Below are 21,810 nucleotides of genomic sequence, written 5' to 3'. Positions count from 1 at the left end.
CGCTCGCGACGACGTGCGGAAGCTGGGCCGTGGTCAGCGCATGGTCCGCGCGTCCAGCCCCGCCAGCGCGTCGCCGGCGACCTCCGCGTTGTGGGCGTGAGCCGCGTGGTGCAACCCGAACACCGAGTCGATGCCAGCACGCAGGCCCTGCAGCTCCTCGGCCTGGTTGACCGCCTTCTTGGCGAGCGCCAGGCCGAGGGGAGGCATGGCGCTGATCCGCCCGGCGAGGGCGTGGGTGAAGGAGACGAGCTCGGCCCGGGGGACCACGTGGTTGACCATGCCGAGCTGGTGGGCGCGGTCGGCGGACCAGCGGTCGCCGGTGAAGAGGAGCTCCTTGGCCGCGCGCGGGTTCATCTGCCAGGCATGGGCGAAGTACTCCACGCCGGGGATGCCCATCCGGACGACCGGGTCGGAGAAGAAGGCGTCGTCGCTGGCGACCACGAAGTCGCAGGACCAGGCGAGCATGAGGCCGCCGGCGATGCAGGCGCCCTGGACCATCGCGATGGTCGGCTTGGGAACCTCCCGCCAGCGCCGGCACATGCCGAGGTAGACCTCGGACTCCCGGGCGAGCCGGGAGTCGACGCCCTGGCGGCCGACGTGGTCCCACCAGATGACGGCGCGGCGCTCGAAGGTCTGGTCGGCGTCGCGCTCCGGCGTGCCGATGTCGTGCCCGGCGGAGAAGTGGTCGCCGGCGCCGGCGAGGACGATCACTGTGACCGCGTCGTCGTCGACGGCGCGGGTGAAGGCGTCGTCGAGGGCGTAGGTCATCGCCGAGTTCTGCGCGTTCCGGTACGCCGGCCGGTTCATCGTGATCGTCGCGACCGGGCCGTCGACCCGGTAGTCCACGACCGGTGCGCTCATTGCTCGTCCCCGACCACGGGCAGCGTGCCGTCGAGGACGGCGTCGGCGATGCTGGTGCGCAGGCGGTCGCAGACCGGGGGGAAGCCCAGGACGGCGGAGCCGGGGGACCACGAGGTGCAGGCGGCCTGCGCCTCGTCGGTCCACTGGACCGAGGTCTGGTGCCAGCTGGCCTTGCGGACCAGCACCCGGCCCGCGCACGAGGCGCACGCCACCGGGTGCATCGGGGCGTCGGCCAGCCGGTTGTCCGGCCGCACGCCCATCACGCGTCCTGGGGCTGCAGCGCCGCGGCCTCGGCCGCCTCGGCCGCACGGCGGGCGACGTTCTCGTCGACCTCGCGCTGCCAGGCCTCGATCGGCTTGGCGGTGTCGAGCTCGAACTCGAAGCGGTCGGTCATCTCGGCGCGCACGTCGGCCACGTCGACGTAGAACTGCTCGTACCAGCGACGCACCTGGTAGACCGGGCCGTCCTCCTCGCACAGCAGCGGGTTGTCGATCCGGGTCTTGTTCCGCCAGATCTCGACGTCCTGCTCGAAGCCGAGGCGGACGGTGGCCACCATCTTGGCGGCGAGCGCCTCGGCAGCAGCCGGGTCGTCGTCCTCGACCTCGGGTCGCTGCATGCTGATGCCGTACATGAGGACGAAGGAGTTCTCGTCGATCGGGTAGTGGCAGTTGATCAGCACGGTGCGGGTGTCGCCGTGCTCGTAGTGGTAGATCAGGTCGTCGATCATGAACGACGGCCCGTGGTACGTCGCCACGGACGTGTTGCCCAGCCGCTTGGGCGCCCCGATGGCCACCTCGGCGGGCCGCATGTCGTCCCGGTTGACGCCCTTCTGCAGCTGCGTGGCGGTGTGGCCCTCGAAGGTGTTCTTGAAGTAGGTCGGGAACGCGTGGTGCACGTAGAAGAAGTGCGCCATGTCGACGACGTTGTCGATGATCTCGCGGCAGTTCGTGTCGACCACGGTCTGCGCCCAGGCCCAGTCGGTCCACGTGGGGTCGCTCGGGCCGCCCTCGATGGCCGGGATCGCCTGCTCGGCGATCGGCGGGTTGCCCTCGTGGTCGTGCCAGACGAAGACCATGCCGTCCTGGGTCATCGCGTGCCAGGTGCGGGTTCGTGCGCGCAGCGGGACGCGGCGCGAGTACGGGATCTGCTTGCAGCGGCCGTCGCCGCCCCAGCGCCAGTCGTGGAACGGGCAGGCGACCTCGTCGCCCTTGACGGTGCCCTGCGACAGGTCGCCGCCCATGTGGCGGCAGTAGCCGTCGAGGACCTTCAGCTCGCCCTGGCTGTCGGCCCAGACGACCAGCTTGGTGCCGAACGCCTCGATCGAGTGCGGCTTGCCGTCCTTGAAGTCCTTCTCCAGCCCGATGCAGTGCCAGCCGCGGGCAAAGCGGGTCGGCACCGCCTCGTGCTTGATGTGCCGGACCTCCGTGGTGCCGGTCTGCGCGTCGCTCATCCCAGGGCCTTCTTCCTCAGTCGGTGTGCCGCGACGCTAGGTCTGGCCCGCGGGCCCTCGTGGGGTCGTCCCGCTCAACAGGACTCCCGGACGGACGCCTCTGGACGCGGAGTACCCACCTCTCATGACGAATGGAGAACGGGCGGCCGAGCCGGCCGGACGGATGCAGGGCAGCACGGTGGTCGTGACCGGCGGCGCCCGGGGGATCGGCGCCGCGTGCGCCCGCCTCCTGGTGGCCGACGGGGCGAGCGTCGTGGTCGCGGACGTGCTGGGCGAGGAGGGCCGCGCGCTCGCGGCGGAGCTCGGCCCGCGGGCGTCGTACAGCGAGCTGGACGTGACCAGCGAGGACGCCTGGCAGCGGACGGTGCGCGACGCCGAGGCGACGTACGGCGCCGTGACCGGCCTGGTCAACAACGCCGGCGTGGTGCACGTCGACCCCATCGAGAAGCTCGCCGAGGCCGACTTCCGGCGCGTCGTCGACGTCAACCAGGTCGGGGTCTTCCTCGGCATGAAGTCGGTCATCCCGGCGATGAAGAGGGCGGGCACCGGCTCGATCGTCAACATCTCGTCGATCGGCGGGATCATCGCGTTCTCCAACATCCTCGGCTACACCGCCTCCAAGTGGGCCGTGCGCGGGATGACGAAGACCGCGGCGCAGGAGCTCGGGCCGTTCGGCATCCGGGTCAACTCCGTGCACCCCGGCGTCATCACCACCGAGATGACCCAGGAGTCCGACCGCTCGCAGGGCATGGTGGACAAGCAGCCCCTCGCACGCCAGGGCACGGGCACCGAGATCGCCCAGCTCGTGCGCTTCCTCCTCTCGGACGAGTCGAGCTTCTCGACCGGCTCCGAGTTCGTCGCCGACGGCGGCTACACCACCCACTGAGCAGCACCACCCAGCAGGACCACCGAACAGGAGCAGGACCATGAAGGACTTTCGAGGGCGGGTCGCCGTCGTCACCGGAGCAGGATCCGGGATCGGCCGTGCGCTCGCGGTCGAGCTGGCCAGGGAGGGCGCCCGACTGGCGCTGTCCGGCCGCCGGATCGCCACCGTCGAGGAGACGGCGCAGCTGTGCCGCGAGCTCGGCGCCGAGGCCCGTGCCTACGAGCTCGACGTCTCCGACCGCGACGCCGTGCTCAAGCACGCCGACGAGGTCGTCGCCGACTTCGGCGGCGTCAACCTGGTGATCAACAACGCCGGCGTCTCGCTGACGGCGTCGGTCGAGGAGGTCACCTGGGAGGACCTCCACTGGATCTTCGACATCAACTTCTGGGGCACCGTCCACGGCACCAAGGCGTTCCTGCCGTACCTCATCGCCTCCGGCGACGGCCACATCGCCAACATCTCCAGCATGTTCGGCCTGGTCGCCTGCCCGACGCAGAGCGGATACTCGTCGTCGAAGTTCGCCATGCGTGCCTTCACCGACTCGCTGCGCCAGGAGATGAAGCTCTACGGCCACGCGGTCGGCGTCAGCAGCGTGCACCCGGGCACGATCCTCACCGAGATCGCGCGCAAGGCGCGGGCCGCCGACGGCCGGGACGTCGACGAGCTCGCGTCGAACTTCGAGCGGATGGCCAAGACCTCGCCCGAGACCGCGGCGAAGGTGACCCTCGCGGGCATCCGCAAGGACAGGGCGATGGTCTACATCGGCGGCGACGCGAAGTTCCTCAACGCGCTGCAGCGGGTCAGCGGCTCGGGCTACCAGAAGGTGCTCACCGCGATGTTCCGCAAGGACCTCACCTGATCCTCGCCTGGTCCTCGCCCGATCATCGCCGGTCCTCCTCGGAGGAGTCAGGCGTGGGCGACGGTGTCCTTGAGGAACCCGCGGGCGCCGAGGAAGAGCTCGAGCGACTCGCGGTGCTCCGCGCACGCGAGCCAGATCTTGCGGCGGTCGGGGGTGTGCAGCTTCGGGTTGTTCCACTGCAGCTGCCACACCGCCGGCTCGCGGCAGCCCTTGGCAGAGCAGAGGTCCGGGCCGTCGGGGGCGGTCGATCCGTCAGTCATCGCTGCCGTCCGCGGGAGCGACGCCCGGACCGAGCTGACGCTGGGCATCCCCGCCACCGCCCGTGAGCGGCAGGTCGAGGGAGCGCGAGTCGTTGGCGTTGGCGAGCACGACGGCGACGTACGGCAGGAAGAGCGAGGCCAGGATCAGGAAGGGCCACACCCAGTTCCAGCCGGCCGCGCCGGTGATCGCCGCGCCGATGAAGCACAGCGTGCGGATGGTCATCGCGATGGCGTACTTCTTCTGCCGGCGGGCGATGTCGGCCTGCGGGTCGCTGCCGGCCGTCGTGATCCGGATGGCCTCCGGCTCGGAACGGCCGTGACGCGACGAGGACATGGCCCCAGCCTACGCGCGCCGCGTACGACGAGTGGTCGTCCCCGGACGTTCTCCGGGCGTCCTGCACCCCGGGCACGCACCTCGCGGCGTTGCCGACGCTTGCAAGACGACCCGGTATGGCTGCGCGCCGGCGCCTTGCGATGCACGCACCCGGAGCGCAGGCCACCTACGCAGAACTTCCGGGGACGACCACTAGGCTCAGTCGCATGTCCAACCGCACCTACCGCATCAGTGAGATCGTCGGCACCTCTCCCGACGGCATCGACCAGGCCATCCGCAACGGCGTCGAGCGAGCCGGCCAGACCCTGCGCCACCTCGACTGGTTCGAGGTCCAGCAGGTCCGGGGCCAGGTCAAGGACGGCCAGGTCGAGCACTTCCAGGTCACGATGAAGATCGGCTTCCGCCTGGAGGACGACGAGTAGGAAACACCCCGCACGCTTCCCTTGTGGACCTACGTTGTAGGACCCCTACAAGGGAAGCGGGGGAAGTTGGTGCCCGCCGCCGGCGAGCGGCAGGCACCGGCGCCCGTAGCGTCAGGAGCGTGAACGAACCCCGCTCCGTCCTGGTCACCGGTGGCAACCGCGGCATCGGCCGCGCGATCGCCGAGGCGTTCCTCGCCAACGGCGACAAGGTCGCCGTCACCACCCGCAGCGGTGGCGCGCCCGATGGTGCGCTCGAGCTGAAGGCCGACATCACCGACGCCGCGCAGGTCGAGGCGGCCTTCGCCGCCGCCGAGCAGGCCCACGGCCCCGTCGAGGTGCTCGTCGCCAACGCCGGCATCACCGCCGACACCCTCGTGCTCCGCATGTCGGATGAGGACTGGGACTCGGTCATCGCGACCAACCTCACCGGCTCGTTCCGGTTGGCCAAGCGCGCCGCCAAGGGCATGCTGCGCCAGCGCAAGGGCCGGATCATCTTCATCTCCAGCGTCGTCGGCCTGCTCGGTTCGCCGGGCCAGGTCAACTACGCCGCCTCGAAGGCGGGCCTGGTCGGCATGGCCCGGTCGCTCGCCCGCGAGCTCGGCCCGCGGTCCATCACCGCGAACGTGGTCGCACCCGGGTACGTCGACACCGACATGACCGCCGTGCTCAGTGACGACCAGAAGGAAGCAATCCGCGGCCAGGTCCCGCTCGGACGCTACGCCGACCCGAAGGAGGTCGCCGGCACCGTGCTGTGGCTGGCCGGCCCCGACGCGGCGTACGTCACGGGCGCGGTCATCCCGGTCGACGGCGGACTCGGAATGGGGCACTGATCATGGGCAACGGCATCCTCGCTGGCAAGAACATCCTCGTCGCGGGCGTCACCCTCGACACCTCGATCGGCTTCGCGGTCGCGNCCCGCCGCATCGTGAAGCGGCTTCCCGAGCTGCCGCCGGTCGTCGAGCTCGACGTCACCGACCCCGAGCACCTCGCCGCCCTCCCGGACGCGCTCCGGGAGGCCCTCGGTGAGGACGCCGTGCTGCACGGAGTCGTGCACTCGATCGCCTACGGCAACCCGGAGACGCTGCTCGGTGGCAAGTTCCTCGAGGGCCCGTGGAAGGACGTCGCGCAGGCGGTCGAGGTGTCGGCGTACTCGCTGAAGTCGCTCGCCGTCGCCTGCCGTCCGCTGATGGCGCCCGGCAGCTCGGTCGTTGGCCTCACCTTCGACGCGTCGATCGCGTGGCCGGTCTACGACTGGATGGGCGTCGCCAAGGCGGCCCTGGAGTCGACCAGCCGCTACCTCGCCCGTGACCTCGGTGCGGACGGCATCCGGGTCAACCTCGTCTCGGCCGGCCCGCTGCGCACGCTCGCGGCGAAGGCCATCCCCGGCTTCGGCGACCTCGAGTCGATGTGGACGACGAAGTCGCCCCTCGGCTGGGACAACACCGACCAGGAGCCCACCGCCAAGGCGGTCTGCGCGCTGCTTTCAGACCTGTTCCCCGCCACCACGGGCGAGATCGTCCACGTCGACGGCGGCTTCCACGCCATGGGAGCCTGACCTCCTGCGCCACCACTGCGCCGCGAGGGTCATCAGGGCCCAGACGGCCAGCACGACCGCGATCTCCTCGGCGACGTACCAGGGCCACGGCCCGAGCAGGTCGAGCACCGACGAGCCGGGCTTGCGCACGAGGTAGCCGTAGTTGGTGTCGGCCACGACGTTGAAGGCGTACGTCGCCGCGGCCCAGGTCAGCGTGATGACCACGGCCGCTCGGTAGTCCCGCCAGCGAGGGGCCTTGCGCAGGCCCACGACGAGGTGGACCGCCGCCCACACGATCAGCAGGTGCAGCGCCCAGAACGCGAAGTACCGCGGGTGCGGCAGGTCCTCGTTGAGCGACGGCGTGAGCACGCCCTGGATCGTGAGCGTCAGGCCCCAGAAGTAGGTCAGCGTGACCGGCAGCTGGCGGTGCGTCCACAGCGCCCACGTCGCCGCGATCCACGCCAGGTCGCACAGGTGCAGCGGCAGTGTGACGTCGACGTCGTAGTTCCAGATCAGGTCGACGACCTGGAAGGGCACCGTCACGGCCGGGATAGCGAGGGCGCAGGCACGGCTGAACCGGGTCGGCCCGTCGTCCGAGGCGTGCCGGCGTCCGAGCAGGACCGCAGCCACCAGCCCCACGACGAACACGCCCAGCGGCACGAGGTGCGTCGTGCCGTACGGATCCACGGAACTAGGCTAGAGGGGTGACCACGACCCGGCGGATCGTCATCATCCGGCACGCGAAGGCGGAGCCCTACGGTCCGACCGACGTGGAGCGGGTCCTCGCGGACCGCGGCCGCGTCGAGGGCCGGATGCTCGGTGAGTGGCTCGCCGCCGAGGGCATCACGCCCGACGCCGCCTGGGTCTCCTACGCCGCCCGCACCCGCGAGACGTGGGAGGTCGTCGCCGCCGGCGCCGGCTGGACCCTCGAGCCGGTCTACGACGGCGCCCTCTACGGGACCGACGAGGACGGCGTGCTCGATCTCCTCCAGGGCGCCGCGGACGACGTCAGCACGGCCGTCGTCGTCGGCCACAACCCGACGATGGGGATGCTGGTGCAGCTGCTCGACGACGGTGAGGGAGAGGCGACCGGCTCCGTCGCGCTCGGCAGCTTCCCGACCAGCACGGCCGCCGTGTTCGAGTACGACGGCGACTGGGCCGACCTGTCGGCTACGTCAGCCCGGCTGCGCGCCTTCCACGTGGCCCGGGACTGAGTCGGAGCGCTTCGGCATCGGTCCGACGCGCCCGGACCCGGCGTCGGAACAGTTGCGGTTTGGTCCCAAACCGCAAGAAAACGGGCCCGGGAGCTGCGGTTTGTGACCAATCGGCGAGGTACCGAAAGGCGCTCCGGCCGCGCCCGGAGCCCGGAACCAGCTCAGACCAACGGGGGAGCGGGGGTCACGATGCCGGCTTCGGCGTCGGCGGCCTCGATCTCCTCGCGGCTGATGCCGAGCAGGTACATGATCGTGTCGAGGTAGGGCACGTTGAGCGAGGTGTCGGCCGCCTCCCGTACGACGGGCCGGGCGTTGTAGGCGATCCCCAGTCCCGCGGCGGCGAGCATGTCGAGGTCGTTGGCCCCGTCGCCGATCGCGATCGTCGCGGCCTCGGGCACGCCGAGGTCGGCGGCGAACTCCCGGAGCGCCCGGGCCTTGCCCGCGCGGTCGACGACCTCGCCGACGACCTCGCCGGTGAGCTTGCCGTCGACGATCTCGAGGGTGTTGGCGCGGGCGCGGTGGATGCCGAGGTCGGCCGCGAGGCGGTCGGTGATCTGGCTGAAGCCGCCGGAGACGATCGCGAAGCGGTAGCCGAGGCGGCGCAGGGTCCGGACCATGGTGCGAGCGCCCGGGTTGACCACGATGGCGTCGTAGACCTCGTCGAGGACGGAGGCGTCGAGGCCGGCGAGCAGCTTGACGCGGGCGCGCAGGGACTGCTCGAAGTCGAGCTCGCCGCGCATCGCGCGCTCGGTGACGTCGGCGACCTCGGCGCCGTAGCCGGCGTGCTGGGCGAGCATCTCGATGACCTCGCCCTGGATGAGCGTGGAGTCGACGTCCATCACGATCAGGCGCACGCCGTGGCGCAGGATGTTGGCCGGCTGCACGGCGACGTCGATCGCGTGGCGCGCGGCGTCGGCGGCGAGCAGCGTGCGCAGGCGGTCCGGGGCGGCGCCGGAGACGTGCAGCTCGATGGCGGTGACGGGGTAGCGCGCCATCCGCTCGATCTTGTCGATGTTGCCGCCGCAGTCGGCGATCCGCCCGGCGATCGCGGCCATGGCCGACGCCTTCAGTGGGCCGCCGATGATCGTGACGTGCACCCGGTCCTGGGCACGGGTGCGGTTGTCGCCGGTGCCCGTCTCGATGTCGACGTTCATGCCCAGGGCCTCGACCGTCTCGGTGACGGCCCGGCGCAGCTTCTTGCTGTCGCGCGGGGCGGTCACCAGGACGCCGAGCACCAGCCGGCCGCGCATCAGGATCTGCTCGACGTCGACGACGGCGACACCGGACTGGGCCAGGGTCTCGAGGACGGCGGAGGTCACTCCCGGGCGGTCCGTGCCGGTGACGGTGATCAGCAGCGTGTCAGGGACGTCGTGTGGGGTCATCGCGGCTGCAGGGTATCGGCTCCGGGAGGCCTCACCGTGACGGTGGCCAGCCGTCGGGCGAACACGCGGCGCCCAGTGCGTGCCGTGCGGCCTGCTCGAGCGGCTCGATGGCGGCCCGCCGGGCCATCGCCTCGCCGGCGCTCAGCGCACCCCCGTCGTCGGCCAGGGCGAGCTCCGTGACGTCCCACAGGTGCAGCGCGCGGCCGGCCAGGTCGACGCACAGCGTCGGGGTGCCCTCCGGGGCCGTCAGGGGTACGGCGGTGCGCAGGTCGTGCAGCTCGTCGGCCACCTCGGGCCGCCAGGCCGCCACGTCCAGGTCCGCCAGCAGGTTCGCCGCCGTCAGCAGCCCGGCCCGCAGCGCGCGGTCCGCCTCGCCGAGGTCCGGGGGAGGGCGCCGCACGGCCGGGAGCAGGGTCCACTCGACGGCGCGGCCCACCTGCACGGGCACCAGCGCCCGCTCGGCGCCGAGCAGCAGGGCGACCTGGCCGGCATCGATGGCCGCGGCAGTGAGCTCGCGGGGACCGCGCAGTCCGGCGGGATCGCCGGGCACAGGGAAGGCCGCGGCCACACCGGTCGCGCCACGGTTGCGGGCGTCGGCCAGCTCCAGCAGCACGGGCGAGGACCCGTCGGCACCACCGACGACGTGGGCCACGTCGTCGCCGAGGATGCCGTCGAGGAAGGCGTCGGGACCGATCCGCCCCTGCAACCAGGCCGTACCCCACCACGCGAGCCGGGCAGATGCGGGGAGACCACTCACGGCATCAACCTAGTCGTTAGGGTGGCCTTCATGTCCGCCGTGCTCGAGCTCGCAGAGGTGACCGTACGGCGTGGCCAGGCCACGCTGCTCGACCGCGTGAGCTGGGTGGTCCGCGAGGGGGAGCGGTGGATCCTGCTCGGGTCGAACGGTGCCGGCAAGACCACGCTGATGCAGGTCGCCGCCGCCCAGATGTTCCCGACCACCGGTGCCGTCGGCGTGCTCGGCGAGCTGATCGGGACCGTGGACGTGTTCGAGCTGCGTCCCCGGATCGGTGTCTCCAGCGCCGCGACCGCCGAGCGGATCCCGCGGCAGGAGAAGGTCCGCGACCTGGTCCTCTCGGCGTCGTACGCCGTGCTGGGCCGCTGGCGCGAGGAGTACGACGAGGTCGACCACACCCGTGCCGACGCACTGCTCCGCGAGGTCGGCGTGATGCACCTCGCCGACCGGACCTTCGGCACGCTCAGCGAGGGCGAGCGCAAGCGCGTCCAGATCGCCCGGGCGCTGATGACCGATCCCGAGCTGCTGCTGCTCGACGAGCCTGCCGCGGGCCTCGACCTCGGAGGTCGCGAGGACCTCGTCTCGACGCTGTCCGTGCTGGCCTACGACCCGAAGTCGCCCGCCACGGTGCTGGTCTCGCACCACGTCGAGGAGATCCCGCCGGGCTTCACGCACGTGCTGATGCTGCGCGCGGGCGCCGTCGTCGCGCAGGGCCCGATCGGCTCCACGCTCACGGCCGAGACGCTCTCGGCGACCTTCGGGATGCCCTTGCAGCTCGAGGAGCACGACGGGCGGTTCTCCGCCCGCCGTCAGCGTCGGCACTGAGCCGAGGGCGGGACGGCCAGGGCATGTCTGGCAATGCCCGGCGGCCCTGAAGCCGCCCGGCACGCACGCTGGCGGCGTTGCCGATGCTCGAAAGACACCCAGTCTGCCCGCGCACCGGCGCCTTGCCATCGCACGCACCGGACGACTTCAGCATCCACCCATGCATTGCCAGACATGCCCTAGGGTTCGGCCATGGACTGGCTGCGCGACCACCTCTGGGAGACCTGGCTCGCTGTCGGCATCGCGCTCGCCCTGGCCGAGATGCTGAGCCTCGACCTGTTCCTGCTGATGCTCGCCGGCGGCGCCGTCGCGGGCATGGGTGCCGCCTTCGTGACCGACAGCGTCGTCGTCCAGGTGCTCGTGGCCTCGGCGGCCGCGCTGCTTCTGCTCGTCGGCGTCCGTCCGCCGCTCGTACGACGCCTCCACGGCGGTCCCGACCTGGTGCTCGGCCCGGCCAGCCTGGTCGGCTCGCGCGGCGTCGTCACCGAGGCCGTGGCCGACCACCGTCCCGGCCGGGTGAAGATCGGCGGCGAGAGCTGGTTGGCCGTCTCCGTCGGCAGCGAAGCCGGCATCGAGGTCGGCCGGTCGGTCGAGATCGTGGCGATCTCCGGCGCCACCGCCCACGTCCGGCCGGTGTTCGATTCCCCCTCCACGCCCGAACTCGACTGAAGGAGCCCCCCATGGTCGTGCTGGTCGTCCTCATCCTCCTGCTGCTCTTCGTGATCACCGTCGTCGCGAAGTCGATCCGCGTGGTGCCGCAGGCCTACGCCGGCATCGTCGAGCGCTTCGGCAAGTACAAGGAGACGCTCCCCGCGGGCCTCAACTTCGTGGTGCCGTTCATCGACAAGGTCCACTACATGATCGACCTGCGCGAGCAGGTGGTCAGCTTCCCGCCGCAGGGCGCGATCACCGAGGACAACCTGACGGTCGACATCGACACGGTCATCTTCTTCCAGGTGACCGACCCGATCGCCGCGACCTACGAGATCTCCAACTACATCCAGGCCATCGAACAGCTGACCATGACCACCCTGCGCAACGTCGTGGGTGGCATGGACCTCGAGCAGACCCTCACCAGCCGCGAGTCGATCAACAACGGCCTGTCCGCCGTCCTCGACGAGACCACCGGCCGCTGGGGCATCAAGGTGAAGCGCGTGGAGATCAAGGGCATCGACCCGCCGCCGTCGATCAAGGACGCGATGGAGAAGCAGATGCGGGCCGATCGCGACAAGCGGGCCTTCATCCTCACGGCCGAGGGCCAGCGGCAGTCCGCGATCCTCACCGCGGAGGGCAACAAGCAGGCCGCGATCCTCAACGCCGAGGGCGACCGCGAGGCCCTGATCCTCAAGGCCCAGGCCGACCGCGAGGCCGCGATCCTGCGCGCCCAGGGTGAGGGAGCCGCGATCGAGACCGTCTTCGGCGCGATCCACCAGGGCAACCCCGACCAGAGCCTGCTGGCCTACCAGTACCTCCAGATGCTCCCGCGCATCGCCGAGGGCGACGCCAACAAGGTCTGGATCGTCCCGAGCGAGATCGGCCGCGCCCTCGAGGGCCTCGGCTCGGTGCTCCCGCAGGCCGGCGGTGACGCCGCCGGACCGCGTTGAGCCCGCTCGAGCTCGCCGCCGTCCTGCTCGCCGGCATCGGTGCCGGCACCATCAACGCCGTCGTCGGGTCGGGGACGCTGATCACGTTCCCGACCCTGCTGGCCGTCGGCATCCCTCCGGTCACGGCGAACATGTCCAACAGCCTCGGCCTGGTGCCGGGGTCGGTCGCCGGCGCGATCGGCTACCGCCGCGAGCTCGTCGGGCAGCGGGCGCGCATCGCGCGCCTCCTGGTGTTCTCGACCTCGGGCGGCGTGGTGGGGGCCTTCCTGCTCCTGGTCCTTCCCGCGGACGCGTTCGAGGCCGTGGTGCCGGTGCTGATCCTGCTCGGGGTCGCGCTGGTGGTCCTCCAACCGCGGCTGTCGCGGTACGTCGCGGCGCGAGCGGCCCGGCGTACCGAACCGGGGGAGGCGGCGGCACCTGCGTCGCTCCTCGGGCCGTGGTGGGTCACCCCGGCGGCCTTCGCGACCGGTGTGTACGGCGGCTACTTCGGCGCCGCGCAGGGCGTGATCCTGATGGGCGTTCTCGGCATCGGCATCAACGAGACACTGCAGCGACTCAACGGCGTGAAGAACGTGCTCGTCGCCGTCGTCAACGCCGTCGCGGGCCTGATCTTCGTGGTCGCCGCCGAGCTCGGCCTGTTCGGCACCGACGCCGAGGTCGACTGGCTCGTCGTCGCCGTGATCGCCGTCGGCGCGGTCATCGGCGGCTTCCTCGGCGCGGCCGTGGGCCGCAAGCTCCCGCCGCTCGTGCTGCGCGGGATCATCGTGGTGGTGGGCCTGGTTGCCGTGACCGTCATCCTCGTCTCCTAGGGTGAGGGCACCATGACGAGCACACCGCCGTGGGGCGAGCAGCCCGAGGACCAGGACCCGCAGCAGTACGGCCAGTACCAACCGCCGCAGCAGCCGACACCGGGAGAGCCGGCGTACGGCCAACAGCCTCCCGCGCAGCAGCCGTACGGCCAACAGCCCTACGGCCAGCAGCCGTACGGAGGCTACGGCGGCTACGGGTACGCCGCCCCGCCGCCCACCAACGGCATGGCGATCGCGTCGCTGGTCGTGAGCATCGTCGGCCTGTTCGCGTGCTGCGGTGGGCCGAGCATCGTCGGTGCGATCCTGGGGCACGTCGCGCGCAAGCAGATCAACGAGCGCGGCGAGGCCGGGGCCGGGCTCGCCCTCGCCGGCATCATCGTCGGGTGGATCGCCTTCGCGATCTTCGTGATCGTCGTCGCGTTCTACAGCGTCGTGATCATCGCCGAGGAGACCTGAGCCCGGGACGCCACGTCGGCGCTCGGCCCGCTCGGGAGATCAGCTCCCGCGGTTGCTGACGAGCGCGATGACGCCCGCGCCCACGGCACCCGCCGCGATCGCGACCAGCGCGCCGCCCTGGACCTTCGGCAGGCCGCCGGCCGTCACCTCGAGCGCCCCGCTGGCGACGTCCGCGCCGTCGACGGCGATGCCGACCACGGTCAGGTTGCGGCGCAGCGAGCCCTTCGAGACGAGGGTGACCGCGCCGAGCGCGATCTCGCGGGCGCCGAACATCCGGCCGAAGATGCCGAGGTTCGGGTTGGCCGCGGCGTCGACGCCGAACAGGCGGGCCGTGGTGGAGGGCGCGACGAGCGCGCCGATGCCGATGAGGATGCGGCCGAGGGAGAGTCCGGTGACGGGGTCCATGCCCGAACGCTAGCGGTCACCGAGGACGTAGGCGTCCAACCACAGTCGGATTTCCTCGTAGGCCCTCGCCCGCGGCTCGGCACGGGAGAGGACGACGTCGTGCACCGCGCCGGGGACGGCGACATAGGTGACGTGCCGTCCGACGGCGCTCGCCCAGCGGCGGATCTGCCGCACGTCGAGCACGATGTCGGTCGAGAAGACGTCCTCGGACATGCCCGAGGGAGCGCTGCTGCGGTCCGACGACAGCACCAGCACCGGGGCGGGCACGGACAGGCCCGCCTGCAGGCGCGCGTGGCCCTGCCGGATCGCTCGCAGCCAGCCGAGACGGACCGGGAAGGACTCGACGGGCTTCCAGGTCAGGTCGAAGTCCCACTCGCCCTCGTGGTCGCGGTGCAGGCTGCGGGCGTAGTAGCCGTTCACCTCCCGGCCGAGCACCCGCATCGGCCGGCGCCGTCCGATCTGGTCGAGCAGCACGTTGGCGACCGGCGTACGCACGGCCGGTGGGCCCTGCAGGTCGAGCCACGGCGAGTTGAGCAGGAGGCCGGCGAGCTCGGCCGGCTGGCGCGCATCGGCCCAGAGGGCGACGACGAGGCCGCCGGTGGAGTGGCCGGACAGCACGACGCGGGTGTGGCCGTCGCGGACCGTGATGCGCTCCCACGCGGCGTCGAGGTCGGCGAAGTAGTCGTCGAGGTCGGCGGTGTAGGTCGCCGACTGGTGGGGACGCAGGGAGCGTCCGTACTTGCGCAGGTCGAGGCCGTAGACGTCGTGGTCGCGCTCGAGCCACCACTCGCCGAACTCGGTGTGGAAGAAGTAGTCGGAGAACCCGTGCACGTGCAGCACGGCGTGCTCGGTCGGGGCTTCACCGCGTCGGCTGACCAGGCTCGCGACGACCTCGCCCTCGAAGTCGTCGTCGAGCGGGATCGTCTCGACGAACCACGGCTCACCCAGGATGTCGACGCTGGTCGGCTCGCTCACGATCCCGAGTCTAGGCAGTCCGTGGGCGTAGGCGGGCCCGGTCCGACCAAGGGGGGTTGGCCGGACCGGGCCCGCTGGAAGGCTACCTGCCCTTAGCCTGTCCCGATGCAGGATCACGCCGAATGGGCCCGGCTCCGTGACCGGTTGCTCGCGCGCGGGCGGATGCCGGCGCTGCCCGACGGCTGGTCGCACGAGTCGGCGATGCTCGCCGCCTCCGGACTGGAGTACGGCGGCGACTTCATCGTCAGCGACCTCTCGGCCGATGGCCGGCGACTCCAGATGGTGCTGGTCGACGTGTGCGGCAGCGGTGCGTCGGCCGTGCCGGCCGCGGTGCAGTTCGCCGGGGCGCTGGAGAGCCTGATCGTCGTCGTACCGGACGAGGTGCTGCTGGGCGCTGCCAACACCTACCTCCAGCGCCAGCCCTCCGACGAGAGCATGGCGACCGCGGTGCAGGTGGTGCTGGACCTGGCGACGGGGGAGTACCGCATCCGCAGCGCCGGCCACCCGCCCGCCCTGCGCTGGTCGGCTGGCGACAGCGCCTGGGAGGTCGACAACGCCCGCGGGACCGCGCTCGGCGCGACCGACCACCCCGAGGTGGGGGAGAGTGCCGGCGTCCTCGCGCCCGGCGAGGCGCTGATGTTCTACACCGACGGCGTCGTGGAGTCGCGCTCCGCCGACATCGACGAGGGAATCGCCTGGCTGCAGGAGGTGGCCCGCGAGGCCGCACTCGCGAGCTGGGACGGCGTCGCCGACCGGGTCATCGCGCAGGTCGACCGCGGCGACGACGACCGGGCCGTGCTGGTGGTTCGCCGAGAGCCGGTCGCTGGAATATAGTTGACATGTCACCCGTTGGATCGGGTGACAGCGACCACCACCAGCCAGGAGCGGGATCACCATGCAGATCGGCATCTTCACCGTCGGCGACGTCACCACGGACCCGACCACCGGACGTACTCCGACCGAGTACGAGCGGATCAAGGCGACCGTCGAGATCGCCAAGAAGGCCGAGGAGGTCGGGCTCGACGTGTTCGCGACCGGCGAGCACCACAACCCGCCGTTCATCGCCTCCAACCCGACGGCCACGCTGGCCTACATCGGCGCGCAGACCGAGAACATCATCCTGTCGACCGCCACCACGCTCATCACCACCACCGACCCGGTGCTGATCGCGGAGGACTACGCCAAGATTCAGCACCTCACCGACGGCCGCGTCGACCTGATGATGGGCCGCGGCAACACCGGACCGGTCTACCCGTGGTTCGGCAAGGACATCCGCCAGGGCATCAACCTCGCCATCGAGAACTACGCGCTGCTGCGCCGGCTCTGGACCGAGGACGTCGTGGACTGGGAGGGCCGCTTCCGCACCCCGCTGCAGGGCTACACCTCGACCCCGCGCCCGCTCGACGGCGTCGCGCCGTTCGTGTGGCACGGCTCGATCCGCAGCCCCGAGATCGCCGAGCAGGCGGCGTACTACGGCGACGGCTACTTCCACAACCACATCTTCTGGCCCGCCTCGCACGCCGCCCAGATGGTCAACCTCTACCGCGAGCGCTTCGAGCACTACGGCCACGGCCGCGCGGACCAGGCGATCGTCGGCCTCGGCGGCCAGATCTTCATGAACAGGTCCAGCCAGGAGGCGGTCCGCCGGTTCCGGCCCTACTTCGACAACGCCCCGGTCTACGGCCACGGGCCGTCGCTCGAGGAGTTCACCGAGCACACGCCGCTGACGGTCGGCTCGCCGCAGCAGGTCCTGGAGCGCACCCTCTCCTTCCGGGAGTACGCCGGGCACTACCAGCGCCAGCTGTTCCTGGTCGACCACGCGGGGCTCCCGCTGAAGACGGTGCTCGAGCAGCTGGACCTGCTCGGCGAGATCCTCCCGGAGATGCGGAAGGGCTTCGCCGAGGGGCGGCCCGCCGACATCCCCGACGCGCCCACCCACGCCTCGCTCGTCGCGGCGGCCGGTGGTGCGAAGGACGGCACCGTGCACGCGGAGGACACCATGACCGGGACGACCGACCGTGACGCCGAGACCGAAGCTGTGCTCGTTGAGGGGGCAGAGGCATGACCCAGCGCATCGTCGTCGTCTCGGCGGGACTCTCCGTCCCGTCGTCGACCAAGCTGCTCGCCGACAAGCTCGGCGACGCGGTCGAGCGCGCCGTGGTCGCCCGCGGCCGGGAGGTCGACGTCCAGCACGTCGAGCTCCGGCCGCTGGCCCACCAGCTCGCCGACCACCTGCTGACCGGGTTCGCGACGGGCGAGCTCGCGAACGCCCTCGACCTGGTGAAGGCCGCGGACGCGCTCGTCGTGGTGACGCCGGTGTTCTCGGCGTCGTACTCGGGGTTGTTCAAGACCTTCTTCGACGTCCTCGAGCCGGGTGCGCTCGACGGCACCCCGGTCGTGATCGCCGCGACGGCGGGCACCGCGCGGCACAGCCTCGTGCTGGACCACGCGCTTCGGCCGCTGTTCGCCTACCTGCGGGCGGTTGTCGTACCCACCGGGGTGTTCGCGGCGAGCGAGGACTTCGGCGCCAGCGACGACGGCAGCCTCGACAAGCGGGTGCAGCGCGCGGCCGGCGAGCTGGCCGTCCTGCTCGGGGGTGCGACGGCCGCGGCTCCCGCCCCGGCGCGCCGGAGCGTCGCCGACGAGTTCGCGGCGCCCACTCCGTTCGAGCAGCTGCTCCGCGAGGCCGGTGGCAGCTCGGTGCGCTGACCGCGCGCCGACCGTGACAGTGTCGGTGTCATGATGGCTGCACCTGCCGTCGTGAAGGGAGCATCATGCGCCGCACTGTGTTCGACGAGGACCACGAGTCCTTCCGCAAGACCATCCGCTCGTTCATCGAGGCCGAGGTGGTGCCGCACTACCAGGAGTGGTTCGAGCAGGGCATCGTCCCGCGCGACTTCTACCTGAAGCTCGGCGAGCTCGGTACCTTCGGCATCGAGGTCCCCGAGGAGTACGGCGGCGCCGGCATCGAGTCGTTCAAGTTCGCCGCCGTGCAGTACGAGGAGCTCTCCCGCGCCGGCGTGAGCTTCGGCGGCTCGAGCACGCACGTCGCGCTCTGCCTGCCCTACATCCTCAAGCTGGCCACCGAGGAGCAGAAGCAGCGCTGGCTGCCCGGGTTCGTGACCGGCGAGACGATGTTCGCCATCGCGATGACCGAGCCCGGCACCGGCTCCGACCTCGCCGGCATGACGACCACCGCCAAGCGCGACGGCGACTCGTACGTCCTCAACGGCGCGAAGACCTTCATCACCGGTGGCGTGCACGCCGACCGCGTGATCGTCTGCGCCCGCACCTCGCCGCCGCTGGAGAACAACCGCCGCCACGGCATCTCGCTGTTCGTCGTCGACACGACGTCCGAGGGCTACTCCGTCGGCCGCAAGCTCGACAAGATCGGGCTGCGGACCTCCGACACGGCCGAGCTGGCCTTCGTCGACGTACGGGTCCCGGCGTCCGACCTGCTCGGCGAGGAGGGCGACGGCTTCAGCTACCTCGGCCAGAACCTCCCGCAGGAGCGCCTCGGCATCGCCTTCGGTGCCTACGCCCAGGCTGCGGCAGCGGTGCGGTTCACCCAGCAGTACGTCGAGGAGCGCAAGGTCTTCGGCCAGCCGGTGGCCCACTTCCAGAACACCAAGTTCGAGCTGGCTGCCTGCCAGGCCGAGGTCGACGCCGCCCAGGCCGTCGCCGACCGCGCGCTCGAGGCGCACGACCAGGGCGAGCTCACCGCGGTCGAGGCCGCCTCGGCCAAACTGTTCTGCACCGAGGTCGCCTCCCGCGTGATCGACCGCTGCTTGCAGCTGCACGGCGGCTACGGGTACATGAACGAGTACCCCATCGCCCGCCTGTACGCCGACAACCGCGTCAACCGGATCTACGGCGGCACGTCCGAGGTCATGAAGCTGATCATCGCCAAGTCGATGGGGCTCTGAGGCGCTGCAGGGATCCCCCGCTCAGGCGGGGATTCCTGCGGTTGCTGACGCTTGCAACCGTCAGCAACCGCAGGAAGAGGTCAGCAACCCCGCGGCGATCAGTGCTGGTAGGTCCCGTGGATGATCGCGCGGCCGAGCGTCTTGAACGCCAGGTTGAACGACACCACCGCGGCGGAGGCGTCGGAGTCGACGCCGAGCGTCGCCTCGCGGACCGCGTGCACCACGAAGTAGTAGCGGTGCACCTGGTCGCCCTGCGGCGGCGCGGCGCCCATGAACGCCTTGGGTCCGCCGTCGTTGCGGCACATGAAGGCGTTGCCCGGCAGTGTCGCCCCCTCGGCACCCGCGCCGGTGTCGAGGGAGGTGACGTCGGCGGGCAGGTCGACCAGCACCCAGTGCCAGAAGCCGCTCGGCGTCGGGGCGTCGGGGTCGAAGCAGGTGACGACGTACGACTGTGTGCCCTCGGGGCCGGGCTCCCAGCTCAGCTGCGGCGAGGTGTTGCCGTGCGCGGCGACCTGGTCGTCCTTGAGCGGCTGGCCGTCGGTGATGTCGGCGCTCGTGACGGTGAAAGACGGGACGGCCGGCAGGAGCGGGTACGGGTCCGGGGTGACCGGGCGATCGAGACTCATGTCACCGAACGTAGTCCGCAGGCTGGGCCCGTGTCAGTGGCCCCCCGGCGCATGTCGGGAGAATGTACGACGTGAGTGATTTCCCGCCGTACCCGTCCGGTCTGCGTCTCGAGGGACGCCGCGTCCTCGTCGTGGGCGGTGGGCACGTGGCGCAGCGCCGGGTCCCGCAGCTGATCGCCGTCGGCGCCGACGTGCACGTCGTGTCGCCGGTCGTCACGCCGGCGATCGAGGGCCTGGTCGGCTCGGGGGAGATCACCTGGCACGAGCGTCCGTTCGAGGACGGCGACCTCGCCGGCACCTGGTACGTCATCGCGGTGACCGACGACCGGGCCGTCAACGACCACGTCTCCGAGCTCTGCGAGGAGCAACGCGTCTTCTGCGTCCGCTCCGACGACGCCACGCTCGGCACCGCCTGGACCCCGGCGGTCGGCCGCGAGGCCGGCATCACCGTCGCCGTCGTCGGCAACCGCGACCCGCGGCGCTCGGCGTCGGTCCGTGACGAGATCGTCGCCGGCCTGCGCGACGGCACGATCGCTGCGCCGCACCACCGTGAGAGCCTCCCCGAGCGCACACCGGGCGTCACCCTCGTCGGCGGCGGCCCCGGCGACCCCGAGCTGATCTCGATCGCCGGCCGCAAGGCGCTGATGGCCGCGGACGTCGTCGTGGCCGACCGGCTCGCACCGCGGGAGCTCCTGGGCGACCTGCCGAGCGACGTGGAGCTGGTCGACGTCGCGAAGCTGCCGCGCGGGCGCTCCGCGATGCAGGAGGAGATCAACCGGATCATCGTCGAGCGGGCCCTCGAGGGGAAGCGCGTCGTCCGGTTCAAGGGCGGCGACAACTTCGTCTTCGGCCGCGGCTACGAGGAGATCATCGCCTGCCGCGAGGCAGGCGTCGCGGTCACCGTGATTCCCGGCCTCACCTCGCCCGTGTCGGTGCCGGGCATCGCCGGCATCCCGGTCACCCACCGCGGCGTGACCCACGAGTTCACCGTCGTCTCCGGCCACCTGCCGCCCGGCCACCCCGAGGCGCTGGTCAACTACGACGCACTGGCGAAGATGCAGGGCACCGTCGTGGTCATGATGGGCGTCGAGAACGCCCCGCACATCGCGGCGGCGCTCGTCGCCGGCGGACGGGCGGCCTCGACGCCGGTCGCGGTGATCTGCGACGGCACCATGCCGACCCAGCGCACGGTCCTGGCCACCCTCGGCACCCTGGCCGAGCGGCTCGTCGCCGAGGACGTGAAGCCGCCCGCGATCATCGTCATCGGCGACGTCGTCGCGGTCGCCCACCCGGACGCCTTCCAGGGCTGAGGAACGCCCCGATGGCCGAGCTCGTCGAGATCACCTCCGCCGACGACCCCCGGCTCGCCGACTACCGCGACCTGCGCGACGTCGAGCTCCGCAAGGCCCTCGAGGCCGAGCACGGGCTCTTCCTCGCGGAGGGGGAGAAGGTGGTCCGCCGCGCCCTCGAGGCCGGGTACGACGCCCGCTCGTTCCTCATGGCGCCCCGCTGGCTCGACGGCCTCGCCGACGTCCTCGACCGCTCACCCGCGCCCTGCTACGTCATCTCCGAGGCCCTCGCCGAGGAGGTCACCGGCTTCCACGTCCACCGCGGCGCCCTCGCCTCGCTGCACCGCCGCCCCCTCCCGTCGGTCGACGAGGTGCTGGCGGGTGCCCGCTCGGTGCTGGTGCTCGAGGACCTCGTCGACCACACGAACGTCGGCGCGATCCTCAGGTCGGGAGCCGCGCTCGGCTTCGACGCCGTCCTGCTGGCACCCCGCTGCGCCGACCCGCTCTACCGTCGCTCGATCAAGGTCGCGATGGGTGCCGTGTTCAGCCTGCCCTGGACACGTCTCCCTGACTGGTACGACGCCCTCCCGGACCTGAGCGCCCGTGGATACACGACCGTGGCCCTGACGCTGGCGCCCGACGCCGTACCGATCGAGGAGGCAGTGGCCGGACTCGACAAGGTCGCGCTCGTGCTCGGCTCCGAGGGCCACGGATTGACCTCCCGCTGGGAGCAGACCGCCGACCGCCGCGCCATCATCCCGATGGCCGCGGGCATCGACTCGCTCAACGTGGCCGCCGCGACCGCTGTCGCCTGCTACGTCACCGCCCGCCGCTGACTCCACGGGGCGCCCGGGGCCCATCGGTGTCGCCGGTCGGTCCACAATCTCCGGCTACGGGAGCCCCCTCGATTGGGCACGAACTGCAGCTCGCGGGCCCGGA

At 71.4% G+C, this 21,810-nt stretch carries 27 protein-coding genes and 1 pseudogene; 17 read left to right on the top strand and 11 right to left on the bottom strand.

Annotated features, from left to right (window positions below; genetic code table 11):
• Positions 1–33 precede the first annotated feature (33 nt).
• From ASE20_RS06905 to ASE20_RS06895, 3 genes are read right to left on the bottom strand one after another with little or no spacing between them, the layout of a single operon-like run.
• Positions 34–861 carry an enoyl-CoA hydratase gene (locus ASE20_RS06905; RefSeq protein ID WP_056893756.1) on the bottom strand — a complete coding sequence of 276 codons (828 nt, stop codon included), beginning with the start codon at positions 859–861 and terminating at the stop codon, positions 34–36.
• Positions 858–1,121: a hypothetical protein gene (locus ASE20_RS06900; RefSeq protein WP_056893755.1), complete on the bottom strand. Its 264-nt coding sequence runs from the start codon at positions 1,119–1,121 to the stop codon at positions 858–860. Before ASE20_RS06900 ends, ASE20_RS06905 begins: the two co-directional genes overlap by 4 nt.
• On the bottom strand, positions 1,121–2,311 hold the full coding sequence (locus tag ASE20_RS06895; RefSeq protein WP_056893754.1) for a Rieske 2Fe-2S domain-containing protein: 1,191 nt from the start codon (positions 2,309–2,311) through the stop codon (positions 1,121–1,123). Before ASE20_RS06895 ends, ASE20_RS06900 begins: the two co-directional genes overlap by 1 nt.
• Before the next feature lie 124 nt (positions 2,312–2,435).
• On the opposite strand from ASE20_RS06895, the gene ASE20_RS06890 reads away from it, so the two are divergent.
• The gene (locus ASE20_RS06890; protein WP_056893753.1) at positions 2,436–3,197 is read left to right on the top strand and encodes a glucose 1-dehydrogenase; all 762 of its coding nucleotides are present in this window, start codon (positions 2,436–2,438) and stop codon (positions 3,195–3,197) included.
• 40 nt (positions 3,198–3,237) lie between these two features.
• The gene (locus ASE20_RS06885) at positions 3,238–4,056 is read left to right on the top strand and encodes an SDR family NAD(P)-dependent oxidoreductase (RefSeq protein WP_056893752.1); all 819 of its coding nucleotides are present in this window, start codon (positions 3,238–3,240) and stop codon (positions 4,054–4,056) included.
• A 47-nt stretch (positions 4,057–4,103) separates the two neighbouring features.
• On the opposite strand, the gene ASE20_RS06880 is transcribed toward ASE20_RS06885, so the two are convergent.
• Both ASE20_RS06880 and ASE20_RS06875 read right to left on the bottom strand, forming a co-directional pair.
• Positions 4,104–4,316, bottom strand: coding sequence for a hypothetical protein (locus ASE20_RS06880; protein WP_056893751.1), 213 nt, complete (start codon positions 4,314–4,316; stop codon positions 4,104–4,106).
• Positions 4,309–4,650 (bottom strand): DUF3099 domain-containing protein, encoded by a 342-nt coding sequence (locus ASE20_RS06875; protein ID WP_056893750.1) that lies wholly within the window; start codon positions 4,648–4,650, stop codon positions 4,309–4,311. Before ASE20_RS06875 ends, ASE20_RS06880 begins: the two co-directional genes overlap by 8 nt.
• A gap of 206 nt (positions 4,651–4,856) precedes the next feature.
• On the opposite strand from ASE20_RS06875, the gene ASE20_RS06870 reads away from it, so the two are divergent.
• The 3 genes from ASE20_RS06870 to fabI all read left to right on the top strand — a co-directional run.
• Positions 4,857–5,072: a dodecin gene (locus tag ASE20_RS06870; protein WP_056893749.1), complete on the top strand. Its 216-nt coding sequence runs from the start codon at positions 4,857–4,859 to the stop codon at positions 5,070–5,072.
• A 119-nt stretch (positions 5,073–5,191) separates the two neighbouring features.
• A complete protein-coding gene (gene fabG, locus ASE20_RS06865; RefSeq protein ID WP_056893748.1) occupies positions 5,192–5,902 on the top strand; it encodes a 3-oxoacyl-ACP reductase FabG in 711 nt (236 codons plus the stop codon).
• An 84-nt stretch (positions 5,903–5,986) separates the two neighbouring features.
• The coding region (gene fabI / locus ASE20_RS06860; protein WP_235538777.1) for an enoyl-ACP reductase FabI at positions 5,987–6,627 on the top strand (641 nt) is incomplete at its 5' end.
• Here the strand turns inward: fabI and ASE20_RS06855 are convergent.
• Positions 6,556–7,293, bottom strand: a complete 738-nt coding sequence (locus ASE20_RS06855; protein ID WP_056893746.1) for a TIGR02206 family membrane protein — start codon at positions 7,291–7,293, stop codon at positions 6,556–6,558. The two genes, fabI and ASE20_RS06855, sit on opposite strands and share 72 nt — an antisense overlap.
• Positions 7,294–7,310: 17 nt before the next feature.
• Between ASE20_RS06855 and ASE20_RS06850 the strand changes: the two genes are divergently transcribed.
• Positions 7,311–7,820, top strand: coding sequence for a SixA phosphatase family protein (locus tag ASE20_RS06850; protein ID WP_056893745.1), 510 nt, complete (start codon positions 7,311–7,313; stop codon positions 7,818–7,820).
• A 161-nt stretch (positions 7,821–7,981) separates the two neighbouring features.
• Here ASE20_RS06850 and serB read toward each other — a convergent pair whose 3' ends face one another.
• Both serB and ASE20_RS06840 read right to left on the bottom strand, forming a co-directional pair.
• Positions 7,982–9,202 (bottom strand): phosphoserine phosphatase SerB, encoded by a 1,221-nt coding sequence (serB, locus tag ASE20_RS06845; protein ID WP_056893744.1) that lies wholly within the window; start codon positions 9,200–9,202, stop codon positions 7,982–7,984.
• Between the two features lie 31 nt (positions 9,203–9,233).
• A complete protein-coding gene (locus ASE20_RS06840) occupies positions 9,234–9,959 on the bottom strand; it encodes a hypothetical protein (RefSeq protein WP_056893743.1) in 726 nt (241 codons plus the stop codon).
• A 30-nt stretch (positions 9,960–9,989) separates the two neighbouring features.
• Between ASE20_RS06840 and ASE20_RS06835 the strand changes: the two genes are divergently transcribed.
• From ASE20_RS06835 to ASE20_RS06815, 5 genes and pseudogenes are all read left to right on the top strand, one after another.
• A complete protein-coding gene (locus ASE20_RS06835; RefSeq protein WP_056893896.1) occupies positions 9,990–10,781 on the top strand; it encodes an ABC transporter ATP-binding protein in 792 nt (263 codons plus the stop codon).
• Positions 10,782–10,973: 192 nt separating this feature from the next.
• Positions 10,974–11,450 (top strand): NfeD family protein, encoded by a 477-nt coding sequence (locus ASE20_RS06830; protein WP_056893742.1) that lies wholly within the window; start codon positions 10,974–10,976, stop codon positions 11,448–11,450.
• Between the two features lie 11 nt (positions 11,451–11,461).
• A pseudogene (locus ASE20_RS06825) lies at positions 11,462–12,364 on the top strand (SPFH domain-containing protein); the annotation flags it as partial.
• Positions 12,365–12,381: 17 nt separating this feature from the next.
• Positions 12,382–13,194: a sulfite exporter TauE/SafE family protein gene (locus ASE20_RS06820; protein WP_056893740.1), complete on the top strand. Its 813-nt coding sequence runs from the start codon at positions 12,382–12,384 to the stop codon at positions 13,192–13,194.
• Positions 13,195–13,206: 12 nt separating this feature from the next.
• Complete coding sequence (locus tag ASE20_RS06815) at positions 13,207–13,650, top strand: DUF4190 domain-containing protein (RefSeq protein ID WP_056893739.1); 444 nt, start codon at positions 13,207–13,209, stop codon at positions 13,648–13,650.
• 39 nt (positions 13,651–13,689) lie between these two features.
• Here the strand turns inward: ASE20_RS06815 and ASE20_RS06810 are convergent, their stop codons facing one another.
• Positions 13,690–14,055 carry a hypothetical protein gene (locus tag ASE20_RS06810; RefSeq protein WP_056893738.1) on the bottom strand — a complete coding sequence of 122 codons (366 nt, stop codon included), beginning with the start codon at positions 14,053–14,055 and terminating at the stop codon, positions 13,690–13,692.
• A gap of 9 nt (positions 14,056–14,064) precedes the next feature.
• A complete protein-coding gene (locus tag ASE20_RS06805) occupies positions 14,065–15,030 on the bottom strand; it encodes an alpha/beta hydrolase (RefSeq protein WP_056893737.1) in 966 nt (321 codons plus the stop codon).
• A 105-nt stretch (positions 15,031–15,135) separates the two neighbouring features.
• Here ASE20_RS06805 and ASE20_RS06800 point away from each other — a divergent pair, with 105 nt between their 5' ends.
• The 4 genes from ASE20_RS06800 to ASE20_RS06785 all read left to right on the top strand — a co-directional run bounded on the left by ASE20_RS06800 (position 15,136) and on the right by ASE20_RS06785 (position 18,956).
• On the top strand, positions 15,136–15,864 hold the full coding sequence (locus ASE20_RS06800; protein ID WP_082612198.1) for a PP2C family protein-serine/threonine phosphatase: 729 nt from the start codon (positions 15,136–15,138) through the stop codon (positions 15,862–15,864).
• 61 nt (positions 15,865–15,925) lie between these two features.
• Positions 15,926–17,095: an LLM class flavin-dependent oxidoreductase gene (locus ASE20_RS06795; RefSeq protein WP_056893735.1), complete on the top strand. Its 1,170-nt coding sequence runs from the start codon at positions 15,926–15,928 to the stop codon at positions 17,093–17,095.
• Entirely contained in the window at positions 17,092–17,739 is a 648-nt protein-coding gene (locus tag ASE20_RS06790; RefSeq protein WP_056893734.1) for an FMN reductase, read from the top strand. Before ASE20_RS06795 ends, ASE20_RS06790 begins: the two co-directional genes overlap by 4 nt.
• Before the next feature lie 65 nt (positions 17,740–17,804).
• Positions 17,805–18,956 (top strand): acyl-CoA dehydrogenase family protein, encoded by a 1,152-nt coding sequence (locus ASE20_RS06785; RefSeq protein ID WP_056893733.1) that lies wholly within the window; start codon positions 17,805–17,807, stop codon positions 18,954–18,956.
• 98 nt (positions 18,957–19,054) lie between these two features.
• Here ASE20_RS06785 and ASE20_RS06780 read toward each other — a convergent pair whose 3' ends face one another.
• Positions 19,055–19,582: a YbhB/YbcL family Raf kinase inhibitor-like protein gene (locus ASE20_RS06780; RefSeq protein WP_056893732.1), complete on the bottom strand. Its 528-nt coding sequence runs from the start codon at positions 19,580–19,582 to the stop codon at positions 19,055–19,057.
• 62 nt (positions 19,583–19,644) lie between these two features.
• Between ASE20_RS06780 and cobA the strand changes: the two genes are divergently transcribed.
• Both cobA and ASE20_RS06770 read left to right on the top strand, forming a co-directional pair.
• Positions 19,645–20,892, top strand: coding sequence for a uroporphyrinogen-III C-methyltransferase (gene cobA, locus ASE20_RS06775; RefSeq protein ID WP_056893731.1), 1,248 nt, complete (start codon positions 19,645–19,647; stop codon positions 20,890–20,892).
• Between the two features lie 11 nt (positions 20,893–20,903).
• A complete protein-coding gene (locus ASE20_RS06770; protein WP_056893730.1) occupies positions 20,904–21,707 on the top strand; it encodes a TrmH family RNA methyltransferase in 804 nt (267 codons plus the stop codon).
• Positions 21,708–21,810: the final 103 nt, after the last annotated feature.

Origin of the sequence: Nocardioides sp. Root240 (assembly GCF_001428825.1) — a bacterium.
Taxonomy (GTDB): Bacteria; Actinomycetota; Actinomycetes; order Propionibacteriales; family Nocardioidaceae; genus Nocardioides.
The sequence above is the reverse complement of the archived record's forward strand: the minus strand, read 5'-3'. Positions and strand labels throughout refer to the sequence as shown.